This is a genomic window from Psychromarinibacter sediminicola (genome assembly GCF_029168335.1).
In the GTDB taxonomy this organism is placed as follows: Bacteria; Pseudomonadota; Alphaproteobacteria; order Rhodobacterales; family Rhodobacteraceae; genus Psychromarinibacter; species Psychromarinibacter sediminicola.
In genome coordinates, this window is sequence record NZ_JARGYC010000089.1 from 1 (window position 1) to 16,702 (window position 16,702).

General features: G+C 63.5%; 23 protein-coding genes, 1 pseudogene and 1 riboswitch. Of the genes and pseudogenes, 12 read left to right on the plus strand and 12 right to left on the minus strand.

Features of this window, described 5'->3' with window-relative positions:
• Positions 1-337 precede the first annotated feature (337 nt).
• From P1J78_RS21645 to P1J78_RS21660, 4 genes are read right to left on the minus strand one after another with little or no spacing between them, the layout of a single operon-like run.
• Positions 338-1,393, minus strand: a complete 1,056-nt coding sequence (locus P1J78_RS21645) for a FecCD family ABC transporter permease (RefSeq protein ID WP_275569470.1) — start codon at positions 1,391-1,393, stop codon at positions 338-340.
• Positions 1,390-2,337: an ABC transporter substrate-binding protein gene (locus tag P1J78_RS21650; protein WP_275569471.1), complete on the minus strand. Its 948-nt coding sequence runs from the start codon at positions 2,335-2,337 to the stop codon at positions 1,390-1,392. Before P1J78_RS21650 ends, P1J78_RS21645 begins: the two co-directional genes overlap by 4 nt.
• 4 nt (positions 2,338-2,341) lie before the next feature.
• Positions 2,342-3,133 carry an ABC transporter ATP-binding protein gene (locus P1J78_RS21655; RefSeq protein ID WP_275569472.1) on the minus strand — a complete coding sequence of 264 codons (792 nt, stop codon included), beginning with the start codon at positions 3,131-3,133 and terminating at the stop codon, positions 2,342-2,344.
• Entirely contained in the window at positions 3,130-3,399 is a 270-nt protein-coding gene (locus P1J78_RS21660; RefSeq protein WP_275569473.1) for a hypothetical protein, read from the minus strand. The genes P1J78_RS21655 and P1J78_RS21660 overlap by 4 nt, the downstream gene beginning before the upstream one ends.
• A 109-nt stretch (positions 3,400-3,508) precedes the next feature.
• A riboswitch (cobalamin riboswitch) is annotated at positions 3,509-3,727 on the minus strand.
• Between the two features lie 240 nt (positions 3,728-3,967).
• Here P1J78_RS21660 and P1J78_RS21665 point away from each other — a divergent pair.
• Positions 3,968-4,099 (plus strand): annotated as a pseudogene (locus P1J78_RS21665) (IS110 family transposase); the annotation flags it as partial.
• Here P1J78_RS21665 and P1J78_RS21670 read toward each other — a convergent pair.
• The 6 genes from P1J78_RS21670 to P1J78_RS21695 are packed head-to-tail and all read right to left on the minus strand — an operon-like array spanning position 4,066 to position 8,004.
• Positions 4,066-5,238 carry a dihydrolipoyl dehydrogenase family protein gene (locus tag P1J78_RS21670; protein ID WP_275569474.1) on the minus strand — a complete coding sequence of 391 codons (1,173 nt, stop codon included), beginning with the start codon at positions 5,236-5,238 and terminating at the stop codon, positions 4,066-4,068. The pseudogene P1J78_RS21665 and the gene P1J78_RS21670 overlap by 34 nt on opposite strands.
• Positions 5,239-5,274: 36 nt before the next feature.
• Entirely contained in the window at positions 5,275-5,604 is a 330-nt protein-coding gene (locus P1J78_RS21675) for a YnfA family protein (protein ID WP_275569475.1), read from the minus strand.
• A 34-nt stretch (positions 5,605-5,638) separates the two neighbouring features.
• On the minus strand, positions 5,639-7,054 hold the full coding sequence (gene merA / locus P1J78_RS21680; protein WP_275569476.1) for a mercury(II) reductase: 1,416 nt from the start codon (positions 7,052-7,054) through the stop codon (positions 5,639-5,641).
• Positions 7,055-7,066: 12 nt separating this feature from the next.
• Positions 7,067-7,297 carry a mercury resistance system transport protein MerF gene (merF, locus tag P1J78_RS21685; protein ID WP_275569477.1) on the minus strand — a complete coding sequence of 77 codons (231 nt, stop codon included), beginning with the start codon at positions 7,295-7,297 and terminating at the stop codon, positions 7,067-7,069.
• A complete protein-coding gene (locus tag P1J78_RS21690; protein ID WP_275569478.1) occupies positions 7,294-7,590 on the minus strand; it encodes a heavy-metal-associated domain-containing protein in 297 nt (98 codons plus the stop codon). The genes merF and P1J78_RS21690 overlap by 4 nt, the downstream gene beginning before the upstream one ends.
• A 15-nt stretch (positions 7,591-7,605) precedes the next feature.
• Complete coding sequence (locus tag P1J78_RS21695) at positions 7,606-8,004, minus strand: mercuric transporter MerT family protein (RefSeq protein ID WP_275569479.1); 399 nt, start codon at positions 8,002-8,004, stop codon at positions 7,606-7,608.
• Between the two features lie 74 nt (positions 8,005-8,078).
• Between P1J78_RS21695 and P1J78_RS21700 the strand changes: the two genes are divergently transcribed.
• The 5 genes from P1J78_RS21700 (at position 8,079) to queF (ending at position 11,117) form a co-directional block, all read left to right on the plus strand.
• Positions 8,079-8,534, plus strand: a complete 456-nt coding sequence (locus P1J78_RS21700; RefSeq protein WP_275569480.1) for a MerR family transcriptional regulator — start codon at positions 8,079-8,081, stop codon at positions 8,532-8,534.
• 340 nt (positions 8,535-8,874) lie between these two features.
• Positions 8,875-9,576, plus strand: coding sequence for a 7-cyano-7-deazaguanine synthase QueC (queC, locus tag P1J78_RS21705; protein ID WP_275569481.1), 702 nt, complete (start codon positions 8,875-8,877; stop codon positions 9,574-9,576).
• Positions 9,576-9,929 carry a 6-carboxytetrahydropterin synthase QueD gene (queD, locus tag P1J78_RS21710; protein WP_275569482.1) on the plus strand — a complete coding sequence of 118 codons (354 nt, stop codon included), beginning with the start codon at positions 9,576-9,578 and terminating at the stop codon, positions 9,927-9,929. The genes queC and queD overlap by 1 nt, the downstream gene beginning before the upstream one ends.
• Complete coding sequence (gene queE, locus P1J78_RS21715) at positions 9,926-10,636, plus strand: 7-carboxy-7-deazaguanine synthase QueE (RefSeq protein ID WP_275569483.1); 711 nt, start codon at positions 9,926-9,928, stop codon at positions 10,634-10,636. The genes queD and queE overlap by 4 nt, the downstream gene beginning before the upstream one ends.
• Before the next feature lie 16 nt (positions 10,637-10,652).
• A complete protein-coding gene (gene queF, locus P1J78_RS21720; protein WP_275569484.1) occupies positions 10,653-11,117 on the plus strand; it encodes a preQ(1) synthase in 465 nt (154 codons plus the stop codon).
• 308 nt (positions 11,118-11,425) lie between these two features.
• Here queF and P1J78_RS25480 read toward each other — a convergent pair whose 3' ends face one another.
• Together P1J78_RS25480 and P1J78_RS21725 are read right to left on the minus strand one after the other, a co-directional pair.
• Entirely contained in the window at positions 11,426-11,632 is a 207-nt protein-coding gene (locus P1J78_RS25480) for an HGGxSTG domain-containing protein (RefSeq protein WP_374213391.1), read from the minus strand.
• Positions 11,532-11,834, minus strand: a complete 303-nt coding sequence (locus P1J78_RS21725) for a hypothetical protein (protein ID WP_275569485.1) — start codon at positions 11,832-11,834, stop codon at positions 11,532-11,534. Before P1J78_RS21725 ends, P1J78_RS25480 begins: the two co-directional genes overlap by 101 nt.
• Before the next feature lie 645 nt (positions 11,835-12,479).
• On the opposite strand from P1J78_RS21725, the gene P1J78_RS21730 reads away from it, so the two are divergent.
• The 6 genes from P1J78_RS21730 to P1J78_RS21755 all read left to right on the plus strand — a co-directional run bounded on the left by P1J78_RS21730 (position 12,480) and on the right by P1J78_RS21755 (position 16,605).
• Positions 12,480-13,046: a hypothetical protein gene (locus tag P1J78_RS21730; protein ID WP_275569486.1), complete on the plus strand. Its 567-nt coding sequence runs from the start codon at positions 12,480-12,482 to the stop codon at positions 13,044-13,046.
• A 137-nt stretch (positions 13,047-13,183) separates the two neighbouring features.
• The gene (locus P1J78_RS21735; RefSeq protein WP_275569487.1) at positions 13,184-13,399 is read left to right on the plus strand and encodes a helix-turn-helix transcriptional regulator; all 216 of its coding nucleotides are present in this window, start codon (positions 13,184-13,186) and stop codon (positions 13,397-13,399) included.
• On the plus strand, positions 13,392-13,718 hold the full coding sequence (locus tag P1J78_RS21740) for a hypothetical protein (RefSeq protein ID WP_275569488.1): 327 nt from the start codon (positions 13,392-13,394) through the stop codon (positions 13,716-13,718). The genes P1J78_RS21735 and P1J78_RS21740 overlap by 8 nt, the downstream gene beginning before the upstream one ends.
• Positions 13,718-15,064, plus strand: coding sequence for an RNA-dependent RNA polymerase family protein (locus P1J78_RS21745; RefSeq protein ID WP_275569489.1), 1,347 nt, complete (start codon positions 13,718-13,720; stop codon positions 15,062-15,064). Before P1J78_RS21740 ends, P1J78_RS21745 begins: the two co-directional genes overlap by 1 nt.
• A gap of 177 nt (positions 15,065-15,241) precedes the next feature.
• Entirely contained in the window at positions 15,242-15,544 is a 303-nt protein-coding gene (locus P1J78_RS21750; protein ID WP_275569490.1) for a hypothetical protein, read from the plus strand.
• On the plus strand, positions 15,544-16,605 hold the full coding sequence (locus tag P1J78_RS21755) for a tyrosine-type recombinase/integrase (protein WP_275569491.1): 1,062 nt from the start codon (positions 15,544-15,546) through the stop codon (positions 16,603-16,605). Before P1J78_RS21750 ends, P1J78_RS21755 begins: the two co-directional genes overlap by 1 nt.
• Positions 16,606-16,702 lie beyond the last annotated feature (97 nt).

A 16,702-nucleotide genomic window follows, 5' to 3' on the forward strand; every position in this document is an offset into this window, starting at 1 on the left:
ATCCGGGCTGACATTTTGGGCTCGATGCAGACATGCGGCGGTGCAGTGGTCTTTTAACCGACGGCCCTGGCCAGTTGCTCGGTCGGTCCCGGCCCAGACCTGCCGCTCGCCAGCCTGGGCCTCTCTGCGGTGCAGCTTCCCCAAACCGGTCATCCGGGGCTTGGTGCAGCACGGTCTCGCCAGCCAATGTCCGGAATGCGGGACCTTCCGGACCTTCGCTGCATCTGCTTAGTCAGCGCTGCTTCCGCGAAAGCCGTTGGAAGAAGAGCAAAGCTGCCATTCACCGCACAGTCCAGAAACGGCAGCTCGGAAGAAGGAGCGGCCATCCTATGAGGACCTACCGCCGAGCAAGAAGCCACACGAAAAAAAGCCCGCCGACAAGGCCTGTCACTACGCCGATCGGGATATCCTGCGGTGCCATCACCGTTCTGGCGAACAGGTCGCACCAGATTAGGAACACCGCGCCGAGCAGGGCTGAAAGCGGCAGGACGCGGGCCTGGCTGCCGCCTACGACCATACGGGCGACATGCGGGATCATCAGTCCGACGAAGCCGATTACCCCGGAGAACGCCACCATGACCCCGGTCAGCAGGGCGCCCGCGATAAACACCTCTAGCCGGAACCGCGACACCGGGATACCCAAGGTCGCTGCGGTCTCGTCCCCGATCGTCATGGCGTCGAGATCCTGCGCCCTGAGCCAAAGCCACGGGCCGCAGAGCGCGAGCGCGAGGGCGGGGAAAATCAGATGCGACCATTGCGCCAGTCCGAGACCGCCCAGCATCCAGAACAGCGCGGTGTGCGAGGCGCGCGGATCGCCGAGGAAAATCATCGCGTTGGCCCCAGCCATCACGATGAAGGACACGGCCACCCCGGCGAGCACCAGCCGTTCTGCCGAGGCCGCGTCCGCGAGACGTGCCACGCCGAGCACCAACGCCATCGCACCGAGGGCGCCGGCGAAGGCGAAGATCGGCACGGTGGCGAGGCCGAGGATCATCCCGGTGTGCAGCAGCGCGGTGATCGCGCCGAAGGCCCCGCCGGAGGAGATGCCGAGCAAATGTGGGTCCGCCAGAGCGTTTCGGGTGACGGCCTGCAAGACCGCGCCCACCAGCGCCAGCCCCGCACCCACAAGCCCGGCAAGGATCGCCCGCGGCATTCTCAAGTCCCAGACGATGGCCTCGTGACCGGCCGGCCAAGTGACCTCGACCAGGCCCGGCATGAGCTGGTTTGCGATGACACCCCAGACCGTCCGGGCCCCGACAGGCACCGCGCCGACACCCACGGCGAATGTAAAGGAGAGCCCAAGCGCCAGAACCGCAAGCCCGAGCGCGGCTGGAAACAGCCGCGCTCGCCGGGCTGGAGCCCGGCCGGCGATCGACAGGGAGATATCCGTCATTCCCCCGCCTCTACGATGGCCCGGGCCAGCACGCCCACCGCCTCGATGTTGCGCGGGCCAGGCGTGGCAGCGACATAATCGAGCGTAACGAAATTGTCCTCACGCACGGCGGTGACGTCGGCGAAGGCCGGGTTCGACATCAGGAATTCGCGCTTCTGGGCGGCGGTGACCTCGCCGTAATCGACGATCAGGATCATCTCTGGATCGCGCGCGATCACCTCCTCCCAACCGACCGTCGCCCAGCTCTTCTCGAAATCGTCCATGACGTTGACGCCGCCCGCGGCCTCGATGAGCGCGGTGGGCATGGCGTAGCGCCCGGCCGTGAACGGCGTGTCCTCGCCGCTGTCATAGACGAAGACGCGAAGCGGCCTGGCGCCGTTTCTGGCAGCGCCCTTCTGCCGGGCGAGATCCTCGCGCCAGTCGGCTACCAGCCCCTCGGCCCGCTCCGCGACGCCGAAAATCGTCCCGAGGTTGCGGATATCGGCATAGAGATCCTCGAAGCTCGCCTTGGGCTTCTCCATCACATGCGTGCAGCTTTCGGCGAGTTCGTAGACCGAAATGCCAAAAGGCGCGAGCGTGTCGGGCGTCACTTCGCCGCCGACATTCATGCCGTAGTTCCAGCCGGCAAAGTAGAAGTCGGCATTTGCCCCCAGCAGCACCTCGCGGCCAGGATATTGCGGCGATAGTTCCGGCAGCGTCTCGACATCGGCGCGCAGCCGCTCGTCGAGGGTCTTCCATCCGGAGACACCGGTGTAACCGACCATGCGATCGCGCAGTCCGAGCGCCAGCATCATCTCGGTCAGGTTGACGTCGTTCGACACCGCGCGCTCCGGCGCGCCCTCGAAGGTGATTTCACGGTCGCAGCTCTGCACGGTCACGGGGAAAGCCTGAGCCGCGGCAGGGGCGGCAAGGAGAAAGGCGACAGGAAGGATTCGGAAAGTCATGGGTTCAGGTCCTTTTGGCGGAGGTAAGGGTGTAGGTGAAGCGGTTGCGCCCCGACGGTTCGAGGCGTTCGCGGCGGGCGGTAACGGCAAAAGCTTGGGCCACGGTCGCCGCGTCCAGCGCGGCATCCGGCGTCCCATGCGCGATCATCTCACCGTGCGACAGCACCAGCACCTCATTGCAAAGATCGAAAGCGAGGTTCAGGTCGTGCAGGCTGGTGACGATGGTGACGTCGAGGCCGCGCAGCATCTCCAGCACCTCGAGTTGGTGGCGGATATCGAGATGGTTGGTGGGCTCGTCGAGGATCAGCACCTGCGGTTCCTGCACCAGCGCGCGCGCCACCATCACGCGCTGCTTTTCTCCGCCAGACAGCGTGCCGAAACGGCGCCCGGCCAGCCCGGAGAGGTCAAGCCGGTGCAGCGCCGCTTCGACGATCCCGGCCTCGCGAGCGCCGGGGCCCGAAAGGCCGCGGCGATGCGGCACCCGTCCCAGTCCCGCGATCTCGCGCACACTCAGCGCGAAATCCGTCGGTTGCTCCTGGAGCACGGCGGCGACCCGGCGCGCAGCGGCCCGAGGCGTCATGCGCCACAGATCCTCGCCACCGATTTCAACCTTGCCGCCATGGGGCCGATGAAACCGGTAGAGCAACCGCAGCAGCGTCGACTTGCCGGCGCCGTTGGCGCCGACGATGCCCAGCGTCCGACCGGCGGCCAGATCGAAGCTCACGCTCTTGAGGATCGCCGGCCCATGACGGGGCCCCCAGCGCAGATCGCTGGCGGAAATGGGCGCGGCGGTCATTGCCAGACCCGCAGGGCAGCGTGGTCCTTGCGGATCGAGACGACCACCTCGGGTTCAATCCGGAGCGACACGCGGCCGCGCCAGACGAACCGCCGGCCGCAGCCGTCGAGCCGCGTCGCTCCGGTCAGCTCGAAGCCGGGACCGGCGGCCACGGCAGCGAGGTCGACGGCGCGTCCGAGTTGCCTCGACAATTCCCTGGCACAGCTACAGCTTGCTCGCGAGGTCGCGTCCGCTTTGCAGGAAGTGTTCGATCTGGTCCGGTCCATGCAGCCCTCCGCGCATTCGCGGGGCTTGCGCACAGAGGGACCGGCGATTTTGGTGCGGCAGTTGCCGACGAGCCATCATGGCCTCCTGTCCCGGACACCCCGCCCGGGTTGAGTGACATCTGCGATGGCAGGTCTCCTGACTTGCGGGTCTACGCTTTTCCGAACCTTCCCGGGCTGTGGAACCCAGTGGTCTTCTCGGAAACGCTCGCCGCTTACAGTTGCGGGGGCAGTCACGGAGTCGGCGCCTGTTGGCTACACCTCACCGTATTCCCTTTTCATCCCGCGTCGCCCTCAAGGGCCAACGGGAACCATCACGGTAAAGGGATGGCACGCCCTCCCCGCCGAGGGCAAGCGTCGATTATGCACCTGAGGCAATGGCGGCACATGCGCTCGCATACAGGTCACTCTGTGACGACCACGTAGCGCGGAACGCCAGTTGAGGGTTTTGGAAAGTGTGTCTCGTGGCAGTTGAGTTCGAGCGAATGTCCGGTAATGGGATGTGCCGGCTGCTTCCCCCACCGTCGGGTTATCCTGAACCGGGATCGTCCGCGTCAAAGGAGAAGCAGCCATGTGTGCGAAGAAGACAGGAAGCCTTGAAGACCTCGCGGTTGTCGGCATCGACATCGGCAAGGATACGTTCCACCTGGTCGGGTTCGACCGCTCCGGTCAGGTGGTTCTGCGCAAGCAGATCAAGCGGCTCTGCGAGAACCAGCCCGAGGTGTCGGTGAAGTTCACCTCGACGTCGCCTGTCTCGCGCGCCTCCTCCTCGAGCATGCCGACCCGCGCCAGTTCGGGGATGGTGAAGACGACGCTCGGCACGCCGGTATAGTCGGGCTCGACCCGCTTGTCTTTGAGCATGTTCGACGCGGCGATCTTGCCCTCGAAAACCGCCACCGGGGTCAGCGGCTTGCCGGGGGAGGCGGCGGCGTCGCCGGCCGCGAAGATGCGCGAGTTCGACGGCGATTGCAGCCAGGGCATGACCTTCACGCCGCCTTGCTCGGTCTCGATGCCCGCGGCACCGAGCTCGAGATGGTCAATCGAGGGCACCCGCCCCACGCCATGCACGACAAGATCGGCTTCCATTGCGTCGGTGGCGTCCGCCTTCCGATACACCGCGCGATACGCCCCATCCGCATCCTCGACCCGCTCGACCGCAGCCTTGTCGATGATCTCGATCCCTGCGGCTCGGCTGCGGTCCAGCAGCATGTCGACCAAATCGGGATCGAACATCTTCAGCTGCCGCGCGCCGCGGTCGAGGATCGTCACCCGCGCCCCGGCACGTGCCGCGATATGCGCGAACTCGAAGGAGATGCAGCCGCCGCCGACGAAGACGATCCGATGGGGCAATTCGGCGAGGTTCAGGAAGTCGGTGCTGTCGATCAGCCTCTCGGCGCCGGGGAACTTCAGCGGCCGCGGCTTCGCTCCGGTGGCGATCAGCGCGTGGCGGAGGGCGATCTCGCCCTGTCCCTCGATCTCGATACGGTCCTCGGCGGTGAAGCGGGCCCGGCCGTGCAGCGGTCGCACTCCGGCCTCTTTCAGCCCGCGCTCCATGCTTTCGGGCACCGGGTCGGTGAAGCTCTCCTTTTGCTTCATCAGCGCGGGCCAGTCGATCCGGGTCTCGCCCGTGATGCCCTTACCGGAAAGTCGCCGCGCAGCCTCGATCGCCTCGGCTCCGGCGCGCAGCATCTTCTTGGGGTCGCACCCCCTTAGCGCGCAGGTGCCGCCATAGGGGAGTTCGTCGACGATTGCCACGGACCAGCCGGCATTGCTGCATTTCTTCGCGGCGATGATCCCGGCCAGGCCGGCACCGATGACGATCAGGTCGAGCGTGTCGGTCATCTCTGCTCTTCGTTCTGTCGTATTGGTTTCGTGGGGTCAGACCGGCGCGCGGGGCCCTGCGATGATGACGCCGGCGCCCAGAAGGCAGATGCTGACGCCGATCAGATCCCACCGATCCGGCCGGACCCCCTCGACCGCCCAGAGCCAGAACAGCGAGGCCGCGACATAGATGCCGCCATAGGCTGCGTAGGCCCGTCCGGCGGCGGCGCTGTCAGCCAGTGTCAGCAGGTAGGCGAACAGCGCCAGCGAAGCCATGCCCGGAACGATCCACCAGATCGGCTTGTCCAGCCGGAGCCATGCCCAGAAGGCGAAGCACCCGGCGATTTCGGCAAGTGCGGCGCCAATATAGGCGGCAAGGGTGGGCATGGGATGTTCCGTCTCCTGTCGTTGTCGAGGGCCGCTACCCTGCGCAGCAGCTGAGCGCGGCCACGTCTTTCTCGAAGGTCTGGGCGGCAAGCTTCAACCCCTCGACGGTGGTGAGGTAGGGCATGATGGTGTCGCCCAGCTCCTCGTAGGTGAGCCCCGCCTTGAGGGACATCGCCGCGGTCTGGATGCTGTCGGCACCCTCGGGGGCGAGGATTTGTGCGCCCAGCAGCCGTTTGCTGCCCGCCTCCGCCACCAGCTTGATCAGCCCGCGGGTGTCGCGGGCGGCCAGCGCGCGCGGCACGGCGTCGAGTGGTAGGATCGATGTGACGACCCCGTGCCCGGCGGCACGGGCCTGCGCCTCGCTTAGGCCCACGCCCGCCACCTGCGGATCGGAAAAGACCACCCAGGGCATCGTGCCGTTGTCGTAGGTGCGCGTCGCGCCCGCCACCGCGTTCCGGGCGGCGATCTTGGCGCCATAGGCCGCCATGTAGACGAACTGGTCGCACCCGGTGACGTCGCCAGCGGCCCAGACGTTCGGGTTGGCAGTGCGCATCTGCGCGTCGACGACGATCCCGCCAGACGCGTCGGTTTCGATCCCGGCGGCACCGAGGTTCAGCCCGTCGCTGTTCGGCATTCGCCCGGTGGCAAGCAGCAGGCGCTCGGCGCTGAAGCTCTTACCCTCGGTCCCGGTCAGACGCACGCCGCCGCCGTGGCGTGCCACGCTCTCGTAACCTGAGACGCTTGCAAGGCGGATGCCCTCCTCAGCAAGGTAGCTCTCCAGCGCCTCGGAGATCTCCGGCTCGGCCTCCGGAAGCACGCCCCTGCGGCTGACCAGCGTCACCGCGACGCCGGCACGGGCGAAGAGCTGCGCCAACTCCACGCCGATGTAGCCCGCCCCGAGGACCAGCAGAGAGATAGGCAGCGCGGTAATCTCCAGCGCCGAAGTGCTGTCGAGGGCGTCGACCTCCTCGATACCGGAAATTGCCGGCACATGCGGCCGGGAGCCGGTCGCGAAGATGATCTTCGTCGCCGTAAAGGCTGCGCCGTCTACGTTCAGCCGGCCCTCGTCGTCGAACCGGGCGAAGCCCTCGATGTAGTCTACATTCTCGTGCCGGGGCAGCACGTCGGCGTATTTCGCCGCGCGCAGCTCATCCACCAGCGCCTGCTTCTGTGCCACAGTCGCGGCCCAGTCGGTAACGCGGGCCTCGCCCTCGATGCCGTCGAACCGGTTGGCCGTGCGCGCGTGGTGCAAGCCTTCGACCGCGCGGATCAGTGCCTTGGAGGGCACGCAGCCCACGTTGACGCAGGTGCCACCAAGGGTTCCGTAGCCGATGAGGGCGACCCGGGCCCCGGCCTCGGCAGCGGTGATAGCGGCCGAGAATCCGGCGGAGCCCGCGCCGATCACGGCAAGATCGTAGGCGCCACCCTTGGGAGTGCAGCAATCTCTCATGTCAGTCTCTCTTCAGCTGGTGCGTTGGCGCTGCCAGAGCGCATAGAGGGTGATGCCGATGAACACCGCGAGCGCGGGCAGAAGCACGATGTCGAGCCAGCCCAGCAGGTCCGCCAGCCCGACCGCGCCCAGCAGGATCACCAGGATCGGAGTGAAGCAGCACAGCGCGACAAGGACGGTGCCGATCAGACCATACTTCAGGAGACGATCGTTCTTGCTGGAGTCGGTTTCGCGTTCGGTCACGAGCCGCTGTCGGCGGCCAGTGCAGCGCCATAGCCGACGCCGGTGACGGCCGCGATCAGCGCTTCGGGGTCGGTGACCGCATCGTCGTATTGCAGAACATAGATGCCATCCTCGGCCTCGCCGGGGGCGAACTCGGCGATCTCTACCGTGTCCACACGCTTGAGCGCGGTGGCGACGATGTAGCTGCATGAGGGGCAGGTCAGTCCCGTGACGTGAAGCCGGGTCTGCGCGTCCCCGGCCAGGGCCGCGGCAGGAGCGAGAAGCAGGCTCGCAGCAAACAAGATGCGTTTCATGGGGGGAACTCCGTGTCAGATTTTCAGGACGAAGGGGGCGACATAGGGAAACGCCAGGGCCAGGAGCACCACGAGCAGCGCGCCCCAAAGCAGCCCTCGCATCAGCCCGCGATCCAGCGGACGGGCGCAGGTGCCATCTCCGCAATCTTCAGAGGACGCCGGGCGGTAAGCTTTCCAGAATCCGAAGCCGAGCGCGACGGCAGCGAGGGAGAAGGTCACCCACTTGTAGGCGTAGAGCGCGGTGAGCTGCCCGATGAAGACGCCGGTGACGCCAAGGCTGACCAGGACAAGAGGCAAGATGCAGCAGGAGGTCATTGCCAGCGCACCAAGCAACCCGGCACCGGTTGCAGCCCATCCCGTCCTGTCGGCTCTTTCGTCAGTCTGCCGCTCGGTCTCTATCGTCTCCGACGTCATCGCCTCATTCCCGTTGTCACTTATCAAACTCCAACGTAGTGTCTGTAGCAACTACAGGATCAAGGAGAAATCCGGTGCCAGACGATCACGCCAACGCGAGCGAGCTGAAGCGCTCCGATCTTGCCCGCCTGACCGGCTGCAATCTCGAGACGATCCGCTACTACGAAAAGGTCGGCTTGTTGCCCGACCCGCCACGCAGCCCCGCGGGCCATCGACGCTACGGGGATGCTCACGTGGAGCGACTGAACTTCGTGATGCGGTCCCGGGATCTCGGCTTCACCATGGAAGAAATCCGCGATCTGCTGGGCCTGGTCGATCGCGGAAGCCACACCTGCGCTGAGGTCGAGCGAATGGGGCGCCACCATCTCGAGGTGGTCCGCGCCAAGATCCGTGACCTCCAGGCCATCGAGACCGTTCTCGCCGGGACGATCGCACGCTGCACCGGGGGCGACACCCCCGACTGCCCGCTGCTCAATGCCCTCAATGAGGGGCAGACCACCTCAATGCGCGTAGAAGGAGCTACGGAATAGCTGCCATCAGAGCGACGCGCTGCGAAGGTCCGTTCTCCTGGCCCCATCGACCGTCGCCGGCTCCGACGCGAATGGCCCAGAGCGGCCGTTTGACAGGGGCTCGTCGGAAGTCCGCGATCCGTTGAAAAATGATGGTCACCGCTGATCCAGATCACGTGTAGCATTTCGGTAAATGCGGCCCAAGGCCTTCGCGACAGAAAATGGCCCGTCGCGCCCCTCCATGCGCCGGCCGATCAACGCTCTGTCATCGGACCCCGCCCTTGCGGCGCTGCCGCTCTGCCTTTACACGCTCCGCTCAACCGGTCGCAGCCTACCCGGTCATCAAAACAAGGGTCAAACAATGAACACTCTGGTCATCTGCTCGGGCGGACTCGATTCCGTATCGCTCGCCCATATCGTCTCCGCCGAGCAACGGCTGACGCGACTCGTGTCCTTCGATTACGGCCAGCGCCACCGCAAGGAACTCGATTTCGCCGCCGCAGCCGCGCGCCGCCTCGGCGTGCCGCATCACCTCATCGACATGCGTGCCATCGGCGCCTCGCTAACGGGCTCGGCGCTGACCGACGATGTCGACGTGCCCGACGGGCATTACGCCGAAGAGACGATGCGCATTACCGTCGTGCCGAACCGCAACGCGATCATGCTGACCATCGGCTTCGGTGTCGCCGCGGCCAATGGCGACGACGCTGTCGCCACCGCGGTCCATGGCGGCGATCACTTCATCTATCCCGATTGCCGCCCTGCGTTCACGCAGGCATTCGACGCGATGCAGCGCATGGCCCTCGACGGCTATGCCGACGTTCGGCTCTACACGCCCTTCGTGGAGCGGACCAAGACCGACATCGTGGCCGAGGGCGCCAGGAACGGCACGCCCTTCGCCGAGACCTGGTCCTGCTACAAGGGCGGCGAGGTGCATTGCGGGCGCTGCGGCACCCGCGTCGAGCGGCGGGAGGCCTTCCACCTCGCCGGCGTCGAGGACCCGACCATCTATGCAGACCCCGATTACTGGGCCGTGGCGGTGGCAGAGAAGGAGGCACGCTGATGTTCCGCATTCGCAAGGAGTTCCACTTCTCTGCCTCCCACCAGCTTGTGCATCTGCCGGCCGATCACCAATGCGCGCGGCTGCACGGTCACAATTACATCGTGGTGGTCGAGCTGGCCGCCGACGCGCTCAACGCGGATGGCTTCGTGCGCGACTATCACTACCTGAAGCCCCTGAAAGACTATATCGACGACACCTTCGACCATCGGCACGTAAACGACGTGCTCGACGTTCCGTCGACCGCCGAGAACATGGCCAGGCATTTCTACGACTGGTGCAAGGTCCGCTGGCCCGAGACCAGCGCCGTGCAGGTCAGCGAGACGCCCAAGACCTGGGCCGAATACCGGCCATGACGACGCTTCGCATCGCCGAGATCTTCGGACCGACGATCCAGGGCGAAGGCGCGCTGATCGGCGAGCCGACGCTTTTCGTGCGCGCGGGCGGCTGCGATTACCGCTGCTCGTGGTGCGACAGCATGCACGCGGTCGACAGCGTCTATCGCCACGACTGGGCGCCGATGACGCCCGAGGCGGTCTGGGCAGAGCTGCGCCGCCTGTCGGAAGGCCGGCCGGTCACCGTCTCGCTCAGCGGCGGCAATCCGGCGATCCAGGATTTCGGACCGCTCATCGCGCTTGGCCGCGCCGCGGGCTACCGCTTCGCCTGCGAGACGCAGGGCTCGGTCGCACGGTCCTGGTTCTCCGATCTCGACACGCTGGTCCTTTCGCCCAAGCCACCCTCGAGCGGCGAACGGGTGGATTGGGACACCTTCACCGAGTGCGTCGAAGCCGGCCGCGGCGCCCGCAGCACAGTGATGAAGATCGTGGTCTTCGACGGCACCGATTACGTATGGGCCAAGGAGGCCCATGCCCTTCATCCCGACTTGCCGCTCTACCTCCAGCCAGGCAATCCCGAGGTGGACCCCGAAACCCCGGTCGACCTGCAGGCGTTGGCCGACAGACTCGGCTGGCTGACCGAGACCGCGCTGGCGGACCGCTGGTTCGAACCCCGCATCCTGCCGCAACTGCATGTCCAGATCTGGGGCAACAGGCGCGGCGTCTGATCTTCCGGAGACCTCCATGACAGACTCGATATACAGCGACCTGAAGCAGCTCGGCGGAGCCACCCGTATTCCGGCAAGTCCCGAAGACGCCGAGCTCGAGCGGGTGGCCAACCCGCAGGCCGATATCACCTATAACGTCCGCTTCACCGCGCCGGAGTTCACCTCGCTCTGCCCGATGACGGGGCAGCCGGACTTCGCGCACCTCGTCATCGACTATGTGCCCGGCCCGTGGCTGGTGGAGTCGAAATCGCTCAAGCTCTTCCTGACCTCCTTCCGCAACCACGGTGCCTTCCACGAGGATTGCACCATCTCGATCGCGCGACGGCTGGTCGAGTTCCTGGAGCCGCAATGGCTGCGCATCGGCGGCTACTGGTATCCGCGAGGGGGCATCCCGATCGATGTATTCTGGCAAACGTGCCCCCTGCCAGATGGCATTTGGATCCCCGATCAGGGGGTGCCGCCCTATCGCGGCCGGGGTTGACTTGGGAAACACTTGCGATCCGGGGGCTGCAAAAACCGCGCTCCTTCGCAAAGCGGACTTTTATTTCGAACGCAGCGAATGGCAGAACTCCGCCCTTTCTGCAGGTGCCGAGCTTTCTACGGATACGTGCGTTCGACGCCGCCTTCAGATCGGCGCAGCTCGGCTGGCAGGTGAGTACGGACCCGCAGTTGCGCGCACATGGTCCAGTGAACTTGCGTTCACTTCCTTCGTACCCATAGCGCTCGAGTACCGCGGCTCCCAGCTAGCCAGCACCACGCCGCCGATGGCATTGCCCGCCGTCGGCGCCGCTATCCACCCGCCTGATCAACAAGGTCCCGCATCGCGCGGATCAGATCGGCCACCTCCTTCCGTTCGTCGATGGCTTGGGTGGTATAGCGGCCGTGCTTCAGGGCACTAGAATTTCCCGTCGGCGCCCCCGTCGATTTCCCGCCATGCATCCGGCATCTTCCATTCATCGTCGCGGGGCATTTGCATGCCGTCTTCTCTCGCGTCATCGTCCCACAACGCGGGCTTAGGTATATAGGCAATCTGCCTTGCGTTAGGCAGACCAGGAGCGGGGACATTTTCCGGTGGCACCCAAGAATGGCGCCTGTCCATAACTTTGCATTCACTGCCATTTTGCCAAGCACCAGTTTGGGTGTTTTCCCATGCGAATTCGTAGGCGGTTTTCAGTAATATATCTTTGTCGTATTTCATGAGATTTCTGTCACTCAGACAAAATCTGACAAACGCTACATGGCCGAACTCCCATGTTGTTACGCTCACGGGTGAGCATACTTTGCAGGAAGCGCCTGGCCTGTCTGCTCGGCCAGGAGAAACTCCAAGCGTCAAAGCGCCCCAAAAAATTTGAACACGCCACCCTTCGCAATAGGACCCTCAGCCGAAGCTTCTCAGGTCTTCTTCACTGAAATATTCATGCTGCTGCAAGCCTTAAGAGAGGTATACATGCAAAAAGACCGATAACTATCTAATATTGAACCAAAAACCTTACAGCTATTGCGTGACGCGCCCTATCGGTACTTGTGAACTTGCGTTCACTTGGGCGTTCAGATGGAAATTCATATCCAGCCCCTGATTTTCATAAGAAATGCCATGGCCTTGAGTTATCCGGTATGTTGCGGCATCAACATGTCTGCCACGACCCTTTGAGACATCCACAGCACTCCATGGCGAGCGCTGGGTCTCTCCTGAACCAGAACGCCACATGCATGTGCCGGTCCGAAAAACTCTCTTCGAACCAAGCGGGTACTTCCAATGGTGAGGAACTCTGGGCATCAACCATGGCCATCGGAGAGCGTCAGCCATGGCCTCAAAGACTTGCGGGGTAATCGCTTCTCCGGCTTGGCGGAACTCAGAAAGCGCATCGAGAATGGCGACCCGATAGCCCTTTACCAAGCCGTAATTCTCTGCGAAGATGGCAATTCACCGATGCCAGCATGGTTGACTGATCGGCTGCTGCAAGCAATCGCTGGGTACTATCTGGGCAAGAAGGCCGGAAAGAAGGGGGCAGGTAATTCGCCCCTTCCGAGAATTCGGCGACAGCTCGAACTTCAGGTTCGAGTTCGGGCGGTCTTGGGCGTGATGGAATGGCAAGAAGATCGCAACAAGTACCAGATGATGCCCACGAAGAGCATAGAGGCTTGGTTCAAGAACAAGCTGGTGAAGCATAGCACCGATCAAGGCAAGGGAGATGCTTTGCGGATCGCGAGTATCGGATTGAAGGACTTGCATATTCAGAAAGGCCAACCCGCCATCAAGTGCAGCGAAGTCACGCTGCGCAGAACGCTAAAGCAGCAAGGGGTTCAGGCTGCACCGATCATTCCGCCCGAAGCCGCGGTCGCTTTTGGCTTTAACAACCCGGATAATTTCTTCGGTACGGATCAAATACCTCCTCTTGACCTTGAGTGAACTTGCGTACACCAGGGATTTTCTGAGGTAAAACTCTGCTGACGACATTTTTGATCAAAATAGAATTATTTCTTTTATATATTTGATCAGAGCTGGATGTGCAAAATGGCCCCAACTAGCATCATTGGGACCGTATCATGCGCTACCTGTCTTTCTCGCAGCTCCAGCTAAAACTCGGCGCTAGAAGTAAATCTGCAGTCTACAGAGACGTTCGTCTCGGCCGCCTGCCGGCACCCCTGAAGATCGGCGGAAAACTGTATTGGATCGAGGACGAGGTCGATTCTGCAGTTCATGAGCAACGGGTCTGCGGCATGCCCAAGGCCGATATCAAGTCGGAGCAGGCGGATGACTGAGACTACCCGCTCCACCTCCCTTCCGGGTCCGACTGGCAACAACAAAAGGGAATGCGCCGATAACTACCGTGGCGAACTCTTCCGCATCGAGGATATCCGCGTGGCCGTTTGCCGAGATGGCCTCCAATGGCTCCTGCAACGCCGGAGACCCGCTGTGTCGCCCGGAGAGCCGGCCTGGGAAACGCTCGGCTACGACACCCGCCGGAACGGCCTGATGCAGTTGCACCGGCATTACACGGGCCAGGACGCCCCCCAGTTTGCCGGGCTGCCCGAGTACATCACGTTGGCCGGCGCGGACCACGATCCGGAGCGGGCCTGATGAACATCCAAGCAAGCACCAAACCGCAAGCCAAACCGGTCAAGTATGTGAAATGCTTCGGGCACTACGTCCCGGTGTACGCAGGCGAGGAAGAGCACCTGGAAAAGGATATCCAGACCCTCGCGAAGGCTCGGAAATTCGAGAAGAAACTGCTCAAGAAGAGTGAACTCGAGTTCACTGCCGACAAGCAAGCCAAGAAAGCCGCCCGACACTACCTACGGTCCAAACGCTGCTTGAGGGCCAAGATCATCAAGGCCAATGCCCGCCGGCCTCTCAACGACCGGATGTCACTGCGCCAGATCATCGAGCAGTCCATGAAATATGACGTGCTCAAGAACCTGAACGAGCCGGCGACGATCTCCCCGCTTCCCAAGTCCGACGGCGGGTTCCGCCAGATATGCAACTTCGGGCCGGTGGCCCGTGGAGCGCAGCGCATGGTGCTGAAGCTGCTCCGCGCGGCCTACAAGCCGGTTCCGTTTCAATTCACCCGCCTGAGCGTGAAGGACGCAATCCAGACCGCGCTCAAGGCCATAACAGAGGAGGGTCTCCACGAAGTAGCAGAGATTGACATCAAAGGCCATTTCCCCAGCTTCGCGGCGGGGGATTTGATCAACGCTCTGCCGTTGCCCAAAGCGGCGGTTGAACAGATCGTCATGGCCGAAAACGCCAACTGGATCGGGCCGAGTGTGCCCAATGGTCTGTTACCTGTGTTTTCTCAAACCCCCACCGGTATCCCGCAGGGAAGCGCGGCTTCGAGCGAAGTGGCAATCTGGAGCGTTTCGCATCTCAAGATGCCGATAACGGTGAACGGCTCGGTGATCGTGAATTTCGCCGACAACTTCTTCGTGTTCGCCAACTCCAAGTTCGCACTCGATGCCACGTGCAATCTTCTGCGCTCGGCCATCGCCGGGCTGCCGGGGGGGCTTTTTCATAGTGTGCTAAAGCTGACCGGGACTGTCGAAACCGGCTTTCCGATGCTCGGGTGCTGGATCGCGCAGGAGGACGGTCAGCTTACTGTTTGGCCGACCGAGGCGAACTTGGACCGGCTGAACGACACGGTGGACGACTTGTTCCATAAGGCCGCCACGCTCTTTGAGGCTGCCGAGGCGGAGAAGTGCGAAATGCTTCGCTTCCAAGCTGTTCAGTCGTATCTGCGCCTGCGGAACTTCTGCCAAGGCTGGCTCACCGCCTATGCCTTCTGCGACCTGGACCCGTGCATCAAAGAACACCTGTCGTGGCACATCGAAAATTTGACGTGCTTCTACTACATCACGGACGCCGAGGTGAAGGCTGCGACCGACGCGTCGGTCGGGAAGCCGGATGCCTACGGGCATCACGCATCATGATGTTCCGCCCGAAACTTTCCTGTCGGCTTCGACCATTGCCCTTCTTGAGACCGGAACTCCTTTCCCGTTCCCAGGACCTCGGTGCTGGTGTGGCGCGGAGCCTGGCGGTGTCAGTAGTGCCCCGCGCCAATGGTACTAAGGATTTGGCGTCCGAGGAAATGCTTGGTACGGTAAGCGATGTTTTTCAGCGTCTTAGCGGAAATCCCTGCAAATGCGCCGGCGGCTTGCCCCGAATTCACTGCGGGCCGGAAGGAAAAGCTGACACTGGGCGACACATCCACCGGACCGGGGGAGAATAGCGATATGGGCGCGCCTGTCTTCACTGAGGCCGAACTCCGCCGGGCGTTGAAGGTCGCTCTCGAGTTCGGCGCCGCAGTCGAGGTCTGCCCGCGCCGCGGTGTGATTAAGCTTACTGTGGATAGAGCAAAGGATGCGGCGCAAGCTGGTCCGGTGGATGAGCGGCTGCCGGAGGAATGGTGATGCGGATTAATCTGCCTGGTCTCCTGATCGAGCGGCAGAAGTCCGGCGCGAGGCGTTACCGGGTACGTGTCGAGGGCAACAAGCAGCTGCGCATCCTGCTGCACGTGACCCCGGACGATCCCGAGTTCATGGAGCATTACCGGGCAGCACGGGCAGGTTTCTCGAGCCCTGCCCCGCAGCGGCTGGCCGACACCGCTATCCCTCACTCGCTCGCCTGGCTGACCTACCGATTTGAAGCCGCGATGCATGAGAGGGTGAACGCCAGCCTGATGCACGCCGGGACGTTGAAACAGCGTGCTTCCTTCTACGCCCGGCTGCGCGAGGCGCACGGCGACAAGCACATGGTGATGCCGCGGGCGAAGGTGATGGAGATCAGGGACGGGTTGGCAGGAACGCCCGGCGCGGCCGACAACATGGTGAAGGCGATCCGGGCAATGTACGGCTGGGCGGTCGACATGGGGCACGTGCAGGAAAACCCGGCAGTTGGCGTGCCGGCGATCAACCGTGGCACCGGCGCTGTGCCTTGGTCGGTGGACGACCTGCAAGCGTTCCGCGACCGCCACCCGAAAGGCACGATGGCTTACCTAGCGCTGACGCTGTTCATGTTCACCGCCGCCCGGATCGGCGACGTGGCTCAACTTGGCCGACAGCACGAGCGCACGATAGACCGGGTGCGACATCTCGACTGGCAGCCGGAGAAAAAGGGCTCGGCGCGTGTCTGCATCCCGATCATGCCACCATTGGCCGAGGCCATCGCCGCGCAGACCGTCGTCGGTCAAACATACCTACTGAATGCCTGGGGCCGGCCCTTTGCCTCGAAAGCAGTGTTTGGAAACTGGTTCCGGGATCGCGTCCGCGAAGCCGGGCTCGATGACCGCAGCGCGCACGGTATTCGGAAGGCGGCGGGCGAGTTGATGGCACTCGCAGGAGCCACTCAGTATCACATCATGGCGGTGCACGGTCACACCCAGGCGCGCACATCGGAAAGCTACACAAGCGGCGTCAACCGGACCCGCCTGGCGCGCGAAGCCATGCAAGCGATGGCGGGGATTGAGTGGTGAAGTGAACCGCCCCGGGTTTACCGGAGAGCGTTTGGTTCAAATTTCAGGCGGCAGTATCGCAGACAGTCATGGTCGCAAGGAAGGCCTCCTCTGCTTG